The sequence below is a fragment of the Streptomyces sp. NPDC048600 genome, assembly GCF_055587025.1.
The window spans coordinates 138,460-150,765 of sequence record NZ_JBVJGZ010000019.1 but is presented as its reverse complement, the minus strand read 5'-3'; the positions used below and the strand labels follow the sequence as shown (position 1 = coordinate 150,765).

Here is a 12,306-nt window from a genome sequence, read left to right as displayed (position 1 = left end):
GTTGCATAATCCGTGCGCGGTCCTCTACAACAGAGGAACCACACCGCGCACGGAGGGCCCGATGAGCCGTTACCCCCACCTGCTGAGCCCGCTCGACCTGGGCTTCACCACGCTGCCCAACCGCGTCCTGATGGGCTCGATGCACGTAGGCCTGGAGGAGGCCGAGCGCGGCTTCGAGCGCATGGCGGCCTTCTACGCCGAGCGCGCCCGTGGCGGTGTCGGCCTCATCGTGACCGGCGGAATCGCGCCCAACGACGAGGGCCGGCCCTACCCCGGCGGCGCCAAGATGACCACCGAGGCGGAGGCCGAGCAGCACCGGGAGATCACCGACGCCGTGCACCGCGAGGGCGGTCGCATCGCGATGCAGATCCTGCACTTCGGCCGGTACGCCTACCACCAGGAGCTGGTCGGCCCGAGCCCGATCCAGGCGCCGATCAGCCCCTTCCCGCCGCGCGAGCTGACCGACGCCGAGGTCGAGCGGACCATCGACGACTACGCCGAAGCGGCCCGCCTCGCCCGGCACGCCGGGTACGACGGCGTGGAGATCATGGGCTCCGAGGGCTACCTCATCAACGAGTTCATCGCGCAGCAGACCAACCACCGCACCGACCGCTGGGGCGGCTCCTACGAGAACCGCATGCGCTTCCCGGTGGAGATCGTGCGGCGGGTGCGCGAGGCGGTCGGCGACGACTTCATCCTGATCTACCGGCTGTCCATGCTCGACCTGGTCCCCGGCGGCTCCAGCCTCGACGAGGTGATCACCCTCGCCAAGGCGATCGAGGCGGCCGGCGCGACGATCATCAACACCGGCATCGGCTGGCACGAGGCCCGTATCCCCACCATCGCCACCTCCGTGCCGCGCGGCGCCTACACCTGGGTCACCAAGCGCCTGATGGGCGAGGTGAGCATCCCGCTGGTCACCACCAACCGCATCAACACCCCCGAGCTGGCGGAGCAGTTGCTCGCCGACGGCACCGCGGACATGGTGTCGATGGCCCGCCCGATGCTGGCCGACGCCGCGTTCGTGAACAAGGCCGCCGAGGGCCGCCCCGAGGCCATCAACACCTGCATCGGCTGCAACCAGGCCTGTCTGGACCACACGTTCAGCCTGAAGATCACCTCCTGCCTGGTCAACCCGCGTGCCTGCCACGAGACCGAACTCGTGCTGTCCCCGACCCGGCTGCGCAAGCGCGTCGCCGTCGTGGGCGCCGGACCGGCCGGCCTCGCCGCCGCGGTGACCGCCGCCGAACGCGGCCACGACGTCACGCTGTTCGACGCCGCGAGCGAGATCGGCGGCCAGCTCAACGTGGCCCGCAAGGTCCCGGGCAAGCAGGAGTTCGACGAGACCCTGCGCTACTTCCGCCACCAGCTCGACGCGCACGGCGTCGACGTCCGCCTCGAGACCCGTGTCTCGGCGGAGGACCTGAGCGCCTACGACGAGATCGTCGTCGCCACCGGCGTCACCCCGCGCACCCCCGAGATCCCCGGCGTCGACCACCCGAGCGTCGTCGGCTACCTGGACGTGCTGCGCGACGGCGCCCCGGTCGGCGACCGCGTGGCCGTGCTCGGCGCGGGCGGCATCGGCTTCGACGTGGCCGAGTTCCTCACCGACGGCGGCGACAAGGCGCACGAGGACCCGGGGACGTACTTCCGTCAGTGGGGCGTCGACATGGACTACGCGGCACCCGGCGGCCTCGCCGCCCCCGAGCGCCCCGAACCGCCGCGCCAGGTGCACCTGCTCCAGCGCAAGACCACCAAGGTCGGCGCGGGCCTCGGCAAGACCACCGGCTGGATCCACCGCGCCGAGCTCAAGCACCGCGGCGTGACCATGGTGCCGGGCGTGCGCTACGACCGTATCGACGACGCCGGACTGCACATCACGGTCGGCGAGGAGAGCACGGTCCTGGAGGTCGACACCGTCGTGCTGTGCACCGGGCAGGAGCCGCACCGCGAGCTGTACGACGCGCTGGTCGCGGCGGGCCGCAGCGCGCATCTGATAGGCGGCGCGGACGTGGCCGCCGAGCTGGACGCCAAGCGCGCGATCAAGCAGGGCACGGAGGTCGCGGCCGCCCTGTGAGGGGCGTCCCTAGGATGACCTCATGTCACTCCCGCACGCGATTCTGACCGCCCTGGTGGAGAAGCCGTCCTCGGGGCTGGAGCTGACCCGTCGCTTCGACCGGTCGATCGGCTACTTCTGGTCGGCGACGCACCAGCAGATCTATCGCGAGCTGGGAAAGCTGGAGGCCGAGGGCTACATCCGGGCGCTGCCGAGCGAGCAGCCGGCCCGTGGGCAGAAGAAGAGCTACGAGGTTCTGCCCGCGGGCCGCGCCGAACTGGCCCGCTGGACGGCCGCGGCCCAGGAGCCCAAGCCGCAGCGTGATGTGCTGCTGCTCAGGCTGCGGGCCGCGGCCGTGGTCGGCACCGAGGGCATCGAGGCCGACCTGCGCCGCCATCTCGACCTCCACCGGCGGCAGTTGGCCGAGTACGAGGAGATCGAGAAGCGGGACTTCCCGCCGGGCCGGGACAGCGACCGGGACCGCATCCAGCATCTGGTGCTGCGGGCGGGCATCGAGCTGGAGACCTTCTGGACCAGCTGGCTGAGTCAGGCGGTGGAGGAACTCGCCGCCCTGCCGGACGGCGAGTGAACACCGCGGCCGGGCGACGCGGTCACAGCCGGTACGGCTTCGACTTCCGGCGCAGGAACCAGGCCGCCCCGCCCACACCGGCCGCCACCAGCACGCCGCCGCCGACCAGGGTGAGGGTGCCGTAGTCCTGGATGCCGCCGCCCATGCCGCCCATCACACCGCGCGAGGGCGAGGGGGTGACCGTGGCGGAGGCGGTGGGCGTGGAACCGGACGACACGATCACCGCCTGGGTGCCCGCGGTGATCCCGCTGGAGCAGACCACGACGACCGTGTAGGTGCCGGGACTGACGTCGGACCACGCGCCGGTCTGGAGCGTGGGTGTGCCGGTCAGGGCCACCTGGCGGCCCTGGGCGAAGTTGGCCTGGCTGCCGACCAGCAGCGAGGCGTTGCCCCAGCTGCCGTTGATCAGACTGCAGGAACTGGTCGTGACCGACACCGTGGAGCCGCTGGTGCTCACCGAGATGCCGGACGCGCGGGCCTCGGCCGGCGCCGCGGCGAGGGCGAGCGGCAGCGCGGCGGCGGCTGCCGCGGTCAGACCGCGCACAAGGAGCGTCGAAGTGCTCATGGATCGTCCTCCGGGGGCACGGTCGGCGGTACATCCCTTGCGCCGCCGAGATAGGGAACGCCCGTGCTGCCTCAGGGGCAGCCAACGCGCCCCCGTGCCGCCCCGCACCCCGGCCGCCCCCGGGCAGGTGACGGATTACCTCGTACGGCCGACGGATGAGCCCCCGTCAGCGGTCCGCCGTGAGCCGTGGGCCCCGACGGGTGCCGCTCGCCTCGCCCGGACCGGGCTCCCGCGGCGTCAGTTGCCGTCCCCGGTCGTCACCGTGCGCTCCGCCGACAGCGCACCCCATGTCCCGTCGGGCAGCTTCGCCCGCAGCCGCACCCGGTGCCGCTCGTTCGCCTTCTCGCCGACGTAGAAGCTGTACGACGCCCGGTCCCGCGGGGGCCGGCCGCCGAAGACCAGTGAGGTGGCCGCGCGGCCGTCCAGATGGACCTGGTACTCCGTGACGAGCCCGTCCGTACGCGGCGGTACCCAGGTCAGGTCGATGTAGTACGCCCCGTCGGCGTGGTGGGCGGCGACGCGGAAGTCCGCAGGCGCGGTGGCCGCACCCCGGTCGTCGCCCGGCGCCGTGGTGAGCCGCGCCGCCTCGCTCGCGAGCGAGAGGTTGTCCGCCGCGTCCCGGGCCCGGACGGTGAAGGAGTACCGGGTGCCCGGCCGCAGCCCGGTGACCACGGTGGCCGTCTGCGTCCCGCCGACGCTGTGGATCTTCGTATCGCCCTGGTAGACGTCGTACGAGGCCACCTTCCGGTCGTCCCTGGCCGCCGCCCATGTCAGCTGGGCCGCGCGGCTGCCGACGGCCCGGCCGTCCAGTGAGCCCGGCCGGGACGGCGCCGAGGTGTCGGCGGCGACGGCGGCCGGCGTCGAGGCGCGCACCGCGCGGCTGGGCGGGCCGAGCCGTCCGTCCCGGTCGCGGGCGCGCACGGTGAAGACGTAGGAGGTGCCGGGCCGCAGCCGGACGACGTCCACCATGTGCCGGTCGGCGGGGACCTCCTCGACCTTGTCGCGGCCCCGGTAGACCTCGTAGGCGCTGACCGGGGGTTCGCCGGTCACCTGGTTCCACATCACATGGACGCTGGTCGCGCTGCCCGCCTCCGCGGTGACGCCGGTCGGCACCCCGGGCGGGCGCTCGCCCCCGGCCTCCCGCGCGCACGCGCTCGTCAGCAGCAGGGCGGCGCCGCAGAGCAGCGCGGCGGGAACGGTAACGCGTCGCACGGCTCTGCCTCCTGGGGCGGCACGGCGGCAATGGTCCGGACCAATATGGCCCCGCTGACGCGATCACATCAAGAGGGGGTGTGGACGAACAGGGGTGCGGGTTACGTACGCTGAACCACCTCACGGCCGAACTCTCCTCACAGGAAGGCGAGTTGAGGCCTGTGGCGCGGCCTGCTGTCGTCGCTGGTCCCCGCGCCGACGGCCGGGGTCCGCGGCCGGACACACGCGTGCGGACCCCGGTCCTCTCCACCCTCCCGCCCAACGCCCCGACGGCGCACACCCTTCCGGCCCCCTCGAAATGGCCGTACGGCGCGAACGGCGCCAGATTGGGCCGAGTGTCCGTCAGACCGGCCAGGAGAGGGTCTCTTATCGTGCGTGTCCAGTCGCTGACGCTGGCCGCGGCGTGCGCCGCCCTGCTCGCCCCGATGACCCAGTCCTCCGCGGGAACCGCCGCCGCGTCCATGGGCCTGCCCGGCCCCCCGGCGGCGCGTGCCGACGCGGGTGTGCGCGCCGCCGACCTGCTGGCGAAGGTCCAGGACTGCGCGCCCGTCTCACGCGGCCGCTACCGCACCGACAGCGGAAAACCCGCCACGGTCCCGATCTGCGGCACCGAGGACGTGGTGTTCTGGAAGGCCGACATGGACATCGACTGCGACGGGCAGTCCACCCTCCGCTGCAACAGCGCCACCGACCCCTACTTCTCCTCCGGCACGGCCTACGCGCAGTCCGACGGAGAGCCGCTCGACGCCCAGCGGCTGCCGTACGTCGTCGTCCCCGTGCCGAGCGCCGTCTGGGACCACCGCGAGTCCGGCGCGGGCGGGGGAGCGGTCGCGGCCGTGGTCTACCGCGACCGCGTCCAGTACGCCGTGGTCGGTGACAAGGGCCCCGCCGACCTGATCGGTGAGGCCTCCTACGCCACCGCCGAGGCCCTCGGCATCAACCCCGACCCGCACGGCGGAGGCACGCCCTCGGGAGTCACCTACATCGTCTTCAGGGACTCGAAGGTGACACCCATCGAGAGCAGGGCGGCCGCCGAGGAACTGGGCGAACGGCTGGCCCAGCGGTTCGTCGCCACGAACCCGGACTAGGGCCCTTGGCCCTAAGCCCGAGCCGCGCCGAGGCCGCCCGGCGTCCGAGCGGCCCGGTCCGGCGCCACCCTGCCCCGCACGCCCCGCCTCCCGCGCCTCACACCTTGCGGTAGTCGTACGCCTCCGCCGCCGCGGCGGCCACCGCGTCCAGGTCCGCTCCCGTCCCGGCCGTGACCACCGCCGCGACCGCGCCCTCCAGGAAGGGCGCGTCGACCAGCCGGGTGCCGTCCGGGAGTTCGTCGCCCTCGGCGAGCAGGGCCTTGACCGTGAGGACCGCGCTGCCCAGGTCCGTGAGGACGGCGACCCCCGCTCCCCGGTCCACCGAGGCGGCCGCGGCGGCGATCAGCTCGGCGCTGGTGCCGAGCCCGCCGTCCCCGGTGCCGCCCGCCGGGGCCACCGGCACGGCCGTCCCGCCGCCGGACAGCCCCAGCGCCAGTTCGGCCACGGACGCGGCCACCTGGGCGCTGTGGGACACCAGCACGATCCCGACCAGCTTCTCGTCACTCACCCGCGACCTCCACCAGTGCGGCGATCAGCAGGGCGGACGAGGTCGCCCCCGGGTCCTGATGGCCGATGCTGCGTTCACCCAGATAGCTGGCCCGGCCCTTGCGCGCCCGCAGTGGAACGGTCGCCACGGCGCCCTCCTCGGCGGCCGTGCGCGCGGCGGCGAAGGAATCGCCCAGCGCGTCCACCGCGGGCACCAGCGCGTCGATCATGGTCTTGTCGCCGGGCGCGGCTCCGCCGAGCGCCATCACCGCCTCGACACCCGCCCGCAGCGCGTCGGCGAACTCCTTCTCACCGACCTCCGGCGCGTCCCCGAGCGCCTTGCCGGTGCGCCGTAGCAGCGTCCCGTACAGCGGACCGGAGGCGCCGCCGACCGTCGAGATCAGCTGCCGCCCGGCGAGGGTGAGCACCGCGCCCGGGGTGCCGGGCGGGTCCTTCTCCAGGGCGGCCGCCACGGCCCGGAAGCCCCGCTGGAGATTGCTGCCGTGGTCGGCGTCCCCGATGGGGGAGTCGAGTTCCGTGAGCCGTTCCGCCTCCCGGTCGACGGACGCGGCCGTCGCCGTCATCCAGCGACGGAAGAAATCGGCGTCGAGCACTGGATCTCCTTGCGTGGTAGGTACGTCGTGCGGCTCTCTACAGCCCTCTCACATGCCCCAGCGCAGCCCGGCCGTGCGCACCGGCGCGTCCCACAGCCGCAGCAGCTCCTCGTCGATCCGGCAGAGCGTCACCGAGGCGCCCGCCATGTCGAGGGAGGTGACGTAGTTCCCGACCAGCGTGCGGGCCACGGCGACACCGCGCTCGCCGAGCACCCGCTGAACCTCGGCGTTGAAGCCGTACAGCTCCAACAGCGGTGTCGCGCCCATGCCGTTGACCAGGACCAGCACCGGATCGCGCGGGTACAGGTCCTCCAGGACCGCGTGCACCGCGAAGTCGGCGATCTCGCCCGAGGTCATCATCGGCCGCCGCTCCCGGCCGGGCTCGCCGTGGATGCCCACGCCCAACTCCAGCTCACCGGGCGGGAGATCGAAGGTGGGGCTGCCCTTGGCGGGCGTGCTGCACGCGCTCAGCGCGACGCCGAAGCTGCGCGAACTCTCGTTCACCCGGCGGGCGATGGCCTCCACGCGCTCCAGCGGCCGCCCCTCCTCGGCGGCGGCGCCCGCGATCTTCTCCACGAACAGCGTGGCACCCGTGCCGCGCCGGCCGGCGGTGTAGAGGCTGTCGTCGACCGCCACGTCGTCGTCGACCAGGACCTTGGCGATCTGGATGCCCTCGTCCTCGGCGAGTTCGGCCGCCATGTCGAAGTTGAGGACGTCGCCGGTGTAGTTCTTCACCACGAACAGCACCCCGGCCCCGCTGTCCACGGCCGCCGCCGCGCGCACCATCTGGTCAGGTACCGGCGAGGTGAACACCTCGCCCGGACAGGCCGCCGACAGCATGCCCGGTCCCACGAACCCGCCGTGCAGCGGCTCGTGGCCCGACCCGCCGCCGGACACCAGCGCGACCTTCCCGGCCACCGGGGCGTCCCGCCGTACGATCACCCGGTTCTCCACGTCCACGGTCAGCTCGGGATGAGCCGCGGCCATTCCACGCAGCGCGTCCGCGACGACGGTCTCCGGGACGTTGATCAGCATCTTCATGCGTACCTCCTGGTGAGCCCTGCCGGTCAGTATCTGCCTTGCGGGGAAGAAGGTCACGTGGATGTCACGCCAGGCGGCGCGGGGCGGACGGGAATCCGCCGACGACAGGACCTAGCGCGCCACGCCGGCCTCCGGAGCCGGCACCGGCCGCCGCAGCAGATACACGCTCGCGCCCGTCACCAGCAGGGCCATGCAGGCGATGAAGACCAGACCCGCGCCCTCCAGGCCGATCGGTCCCACCAGCAGGCCCACGCCGATGACCGGCAGCGAGATGCCGGTGTACGCCACCACGAACAGGGCCGAGATGACGGCGGCCCGGTGCTCGGACCCGGCCGCCCGCGCCACCGCCGCCATCGCGCCGCGGAACGACATCCCCTGCCCGGCGCCGCCGACCAGCGCGCTCAGCACCACCAGCGGCAGCAGGTCCCAGTGCAGCGCCGCGGCCAGCAGGGCCAGCCCGCCGAGGAGCGCGACACAGCCCAGCGGCAGCGAACGGCTCACCCCGACCCGGCCGACCACCGACTGCCCGGCCGTCGAGGCGAAGAAGGCCAGCGCGACGACCAGCCCGCTCACCGCGCGGTTGTGCACGTCGAGCGACTGCGAGAGGAAGGACGGACTGACGGAGGTGAACACCCCGAACAGGGCGAAGCCCACGAAGGAGGCCACCGCCGCCGGCGCGAAGACGGGCCGCACGCTCGGCGGCAGCTCCGGCTTCTGCGGCCGTACGGTGCTCAGCGGGCGCCGCTCCCGCACGGTCTCGGGCAGCCGCACCAGGACCAGCGCCGAGAGGGCCACCAGGGCGAGATGCACGGCGAACGGCAGATACAGAGGCCAGTCGGCGTACTGCGAGAGCACCCCCGCGAGCAGCGGACCGCAGCCCAGCCCGCCCATGTTGGCGGCGGTCGCCACGAGGGTGGCCCGTGAGGAGCCGCCGCGCGGGGCCAGTTCCATCACGTACGCCGAGGCCGCCCCGGTGAACAGGCCGGCCGACAGGCCCGACATCAGCCGGCCCGCGTACAGCCAGCCCAGCGCGCTCGCGCTCAGGAAGCAGACGGCGCTCACCGCGGCGAAGCCCAGGCCCCACAGCAGAACCGGCCGTCTGCCCACGGCGTCCGAGGCGTTGCCCGCGAGCAGCAGCACACCGATGACCCCGAGGGCGTAGACGGCGTACACGACGGTGACGGTGAGCTCGGAGAAGTCGAACTTCTCCTGGTAGAGCCCGTAGAGAGGCGTCGGCAGCGTCGTGCCGGCCATGCAGACGGCGAACACCGCCCCGGCGAGCAGGCACGGGCGCCAGCCCCGAAGATCACCGTTCATGCGACGACCGTATCGCCAGGAACCTTGGCGTGCCGCCCGGTTGCCGGACGCCCGGCCCGGCCGTCGCGGGCCCGAGCGGGCCGGGGCCTGAAACCGCTCGGCGCACGGACGGGGCGGACGGCGCAGAGCCGGGAGCGGAACATGGGGGCGTATGCGCCCTGCCCCGGTCGCGAGGCGGCGCCTACAGTGTGGCTTTCCGTCGCCCTGAGCCCCGTCGGCAGGGCGACGCTCACCCTTCGGTCACCGGCCGGCCCGGGCCGCCGTCCGGCCGCGGCACCACCGCGCGGGCCGGGAGCGGTCCGGCCGAGGGCATGTGCCGCTGACCACGCGCGTGACAGGTACCACCCGTGAGACGTCCGGACCGCGCCGCCCGGCGCGGTCCGGCGCGTCGCCGACCGCTGGAGGCCCTGTGTCCCGACCGTGCATCGCCCTGATCGCCGACCCCACGTCCACCGAAGGCTGCGCGGACGTCCTCGCGCAGGCGGTGGACCTGCTCACCGGCGCCCCGCCGGTCCGCGTCGACTCCCGGCAGTTCGTCCCGGGCGGCTTCGGCCGCGCGGTGCCGGACCCGGACGGCCTGCGCCTGGTCCTGCCCGGGGAGGAGCTGGACCTGGTGCCCGACATCGTCGTCCTCTACGAGATCCCGCCGCACCGCAGGAGCGCGCTCGCCCCGCTCCAGCTGCTGCTGGACCGGTACGGCCCGGTCACGCTCGCGTCCCGGCCCGACGCCTGGCGGGCGGCGACCGAGAAGCACCTCACCGTCGAACGCCTCCGGCGGGACGGCGTCGGCCACATGGAGACGCTCCTGCTGTCCGGCCCCGCTCACGAGGAGGCGGCCGCGGCCCTGGACAAGCTCGGCGGCGACGCCTGGGCCCGGCCCGTCGTCGGCACCGGCGGCGACGACACCTTCCACGTCACCGGCCCGGAATCCCTGCGCCGGGCCGCCGACCACTACGCCCTGCGGGGCACCGACTGGCTGCTGTCCCGCGACGCGGGGAACATCACCACCGGCGGCGCCCGCCACCAGTTCCGGGTGTTCGTGCTGCACGGCGAGGTCGTGCACGCCCGCGAGCACATCCAGTCCTCGCCCGACACCCCCTGCAACACCTGTCAGGGCGCCGTCCCCGTGCCCATCGCCCCGCCCGATCTCGCCCCCCGGCTGACCGAGCTGGCCGTCGCCGCGACCGCGTCGGTCGGACTGCCCTTCGCCGGGGTCGACCTGGCCGTGGAGAACGGCGGGGTCGTCTTCGAGGTCAATGTCCAGCCCGCCTTCGTCGACGGCGAACTCCACACCGTGGCCGTGCCGTACATCCAGGCCCACCTGGACGCCCACGCCCGGCGCGACGGTGGGGCGGCCCGGCCCGCGCCGCTGTGCGACGCTTCCCCGAATCCCGACCCGATATGACATCGTGGCCGGAAGTCGACGGGGAACCACAGGGGGTGGGCGGCGTGCCGGAGCTCGGCAAGGGCGGCAACACGGCGGTAGGGGAAGATCCGGTCACGGCGGAACTGCACGCCGAAGGTGAGCAGGTGGACCTCAGCGCGCTGCTGGTCACCGCGGACGGCAGGGTCCGCTCCGACGACGACCTGGTCTTCTACAACCAGCCCGAGGCCGAGTCCGGGGCCGTGCGCCATCTGCCCGCCGACGCCACCGGGCCCGAGCGCGTCGAGGTGCGCCCCGGCGCGCTGCCCGCCGACGTCGACCGGGTCGTGCTCGTCGGAAGCTGCGACCCCGACGACACCTCGCGCACCTTCTCCGCCGTCCGTGACGTGCTCGTCCGGGCCCGTCAGGACGGCGCCGAACCCGTCGACTTCCGGCCGCCGCCCCTCCTTGACGGCGAGCGCGCCGTACTGCTGATGGAGCTGTACCGGCGCGGCCCCGGCTGGAAGCTGCGCGCCATCGGCCAGGGCTACGCCGACGGCCTGGCGGGCCTCGCCACCGACTTCGGCATCGACGTCGCCGAGGACGGCGACGGGAGCGAGGGCGAGGGTGAGGGCGCAGTCGTGGCCGGGCCCGAGGACGCGAGCGGGCCGCGCGACACCGCGGCACAGCCTCCCCGGCCCGCCCAGCCCCCGTCCGCCCCCATGAGCCTGCGCAAACCCCCGCTCGGCACCGTCAGCCTCGACAAGGGCAGCCAGGCCACCATCAGCCTCGACAAGCAGGACCAGGAACTCGTCGTCACGGCCACCCTGGAATGGGACGGAGGCAGTGACGAACGCCGCCGCCGGGGCGCCGACCTCGACCTGTACGCCCTGTTCGTGCCCGCCCACAAGGCCCTGCGCGGTGCCAGGACCCCCGGAACCGTCGTGAAGTCCGGCCACAGGCCGGAGGGCGAGCCACTGCCCGCGACGGGCTCCCCGGCCCCGGCCAGGGGCACGGCGAAGAAGGGCAAGGGCGCCGACGTCGTCTACTACAACCAGAAGGGCGCGCTGAAGCAGGCGCCCCACATCCAGCTGGACGGCGACGCCAGGGTCCCCGGCAAGGAGACCGTGCGGATCGTCCGCCCCGACCGGCAGGGCTACGTCCTGCTGTGCGCGTACTCCGCCGTCAGCAACGGCTTCGGGTCCTTCCGCAGCTTCGGCGCCAAGGTCGTCGTCACCGACGGACGGGGCTCCACGGTCACCGTGCCGCTGTTCGAGAACACCAAGACCCGCTACTGGGTGGCCATCGCCCTGGTCGACTTCACCGACCCCGACGGCGCCGCCATCCGGCACGTCGAGGCGTACAGCGGCCGGATGACCGAGCGCCGCCCCGTGCTGCACCCCGACGGGGCCGTCGAGATGAACGCCGGCCCGGTGGAGTTCAAGCGGCGCTGAGCCCGGGGCCACCGGTACGCTCCCAAGCATGCGGATCTCCGTCTCGTCCGACATGGACGAACCCGTTGCCCGGCGGCTCGTCGTGGAACTGCGCGAGCGCGGCCACGACGTCAGCGAGCACGGGGCCCTGCGCGCGGGCGACGACCCTCGGTGGGCGGTGTGCTCCGCGGCCGCCGCCCTCGAGGTCGCCGAGGGCGGCGCCGACCAGGCGGTGGTCTGCTGCTGGACCGGCACCGGGGCGTCGATCGCGGCGAACAAGGTGCCCGGGGTCCGCGCGGCCCTGTGCACGGACGCCGGCACCGCGGACGGCGCCCGCCGCTGGAACGACGCCAACGTCCTCGCCCTCAGCCTGCGGCTGACCTCGGAACCCCTGCTGAAGGAGATCCTCGACGCCTGGTTCGCCGCCTCGCCCAGCGAGGACGCCGAGGACCGGGAGAACATGGCCAGGGTCGCCGGCCTGGACGCCGCCCGGGCGACACCCGGCTGACCGGGCACCCCGAGGGCAGGACCGTACGACGCCG

Annotated in this window: 12 protein-coding genes; 6 read left to right on the top strand and 6 right to left on the bottom strand. The window is 73.8% G+C overall.

The window, feature by feature from the left end:
- The first annotated feature begins 61 nt into the window (after nt 1–61).
- Entirely contained in the window at nt 62–2,077 is a 2,016-nt protein-coding gene (locus ACZ6SQ_RS24905; protein ID WP_469565730.1) for an NADPH-dependent 2,4-dienoyl-CoA reductase, read from the top strand.
- A 22-nt stretch (nt 2,078–2,099) separates the two neighbouring features.
- Nucleotides 2,100–2,645 carry a PadR family transcriptional regulator gene (locus tag ACZ6SQ_RS24900; RefSeq protein ID WP_469565728.1) on the top strand — a complete coding sequence of 182 codons (546 nt, stop codon included), beginning with the start codon at nt 2,100–2,102 and terminating at the stop codon, nt 2,643–2,645.
- Between the two features lie 22 nt (nt 2,646–2,667).
- Here the strand turns inward: ACZ6SQ_RS24900 and ACZ6SQ_RS24895 are convergent, their stop codons facing one another.
- Together ACZ6SQ_RS24895 and ACZ6SQ_RS24890 are read right to left on the bottom strand one after the other, a co-directional pair.
- On the bottom strand, nt 2,668–3,210 hold the full coding sequence (locus tag ACZ6SQ_RS24895; protein ID WP_469565726.1) for a hypothetical protein: 543 nt from the start codon (nt 3,208–3,210) through the stop codon (nt 2,668–2,670).
- Between the two features lie 237 nt (nt 3,211–3,447).
- Nucleotides 3,448–4,422 (bottom strand): fibronectin type III domain-containing protein, encoded by a 975-nt coding sequence (locus ACZ6SQ_RS24890; RefSeq protein WP_469565724.1) that lies wholly within the window; start codon nt 4,420–4,422, stop codon nt 3,448–3,450.
- Nucleotides 4,423–4,793: 371 nt separating this feature from the next.
- On the opposite strand from ACZ6SQ_RS24890, the gene ACZ6SQ_RS24885 reads away from it, so the two are divergent.
- Nucleotides 4,794–5,510, top strand: coding sequence for a glycoside hydrolase family 75 protein (locus ACZ6SQ_RS24885; RefSeq protein ID WP_469565722.1), 717 nt, complete (start codon nt 4,794–4,796; stop codon nt 5,508–5,510).
- 97 nt (nt 5,511–5,607) lie between these two features.
- Here the strand turns inward: ACZ6SQ_RS24885 and ACZ6SQ_RS24880 are convergent, their stop codons facing one another.
- The 4 genes from ACZ6SQ_RS24880 to ACZ6SQ_RS24865 all read right to left on the bottom strand — a co-directional run bounded on the left by ACZ6SQ_RS24880 (nt 5,608) and on the right by ACZ6SQ_RS24865 (nt 8,968).
- The gene (locus tag ACZ6SQ_RS24880) at nt 5,608–6,018 is read right to left on the bottom strand and encodes a PTS-dependent dihydroxyacetone kinase phosphotransferase subunit DhaM (RefSeq protein ID WP_469565720.1); all 411 of its coding nucleotides are present in this window, start codon (nt 6,016–6,018) and stop codon (nt 5,608–5,610) included.
- Nucleotides 6,011–6,610, bottom strand: coding sequence for a dihydroxyacetone kinase subunit DhaL (gene dhaL, locus ACZ6SQ_RS24875; RefSeq protein ID WP_469565718.1), 600 nt, complete (start codon nt 6,608–6,610; stop codon nt 6,011–6,013). The genes ACZ6SQ_RS24880 and dhaL overlap by 8 nt, the downstream gene beginning before the upstream one ends.
- Before the next feature lie 48 nt (nt 6,611–6,658).
- Nucleotides 6,659–7,651, bottom strand: coding sequence for a dihydroxyacetone kinase subunit DhaK (dhaK, locus tag ACZ6SQ_RS24870; protein WP_469565716.1), 993 nt, complete (start codon nt 7,649–7,651; stop codon nt 6,659–6,661).
- Nucleotides 7,652–7,762: 111 nt separating this feature from the next.
- Nucleotides 7,763–8,968 (bottom strand): MFS transporter, encoded by a 1,206-nt coding sequence (locus ACZ6SQ_RS24865; protein WP_469565714.1) that lies wholly within the window; start codon nt 8,966–8,968, stop codon nt 7,763–7,765.
- A 409-nt stretch (nt 8,969–9,377) separates the two neighbouring features.
- On the opposite strand from ACZ6SQ_RS24865, the gene ACZ6SQ_RS24860 reads away from it, so the two are divergent.
- From ACZ6SQ_RS24860 to ACZ6SQ_RS24850, 3 genes are read left to right on the top strand one after another with little or no spacing between them, the layout of a single operon-like run.
- The gene (locus ACZ6SQ_RS24860; RefSeq protein ID WP_469565712.1) at nt 9,378–10,373 is read left to right on the top strand and encodes an ATP-grasp domain-containing protein; all 996 of its coding nucleotides are present in this window, start codon (nt 9,378–9,380) and stop codon (nt 10,371–10,373) included.
- Nucleotides 10,374–10,417: 44 nt separating this feature from the next.
- A complete protein-coding gene (locus tag ACZ6SQ_RS24855; RefSeq protein WP_469565709.1) occupies nt 10,418–11,785 on the top strand; it encodes a TerD family protein in 1,368 nt (455 codons plus the stop codon).
- Nucleotides 11,786–11,813: 28 nt separating this feature from the next.
- A complete protein-coding gene (locus tag ACZ6SQ_RS24850; protein ID WP_386380009.1) occupies nt 11,814–12,272 on the top strand; it encodes an RpiB/LacA/LacB family sugar-phosphate isomerase in 459 nt (152 codons plus the stop codon).
- Nucleotides 12,273–12,306 lie beyond the last annotated feature (34 nt).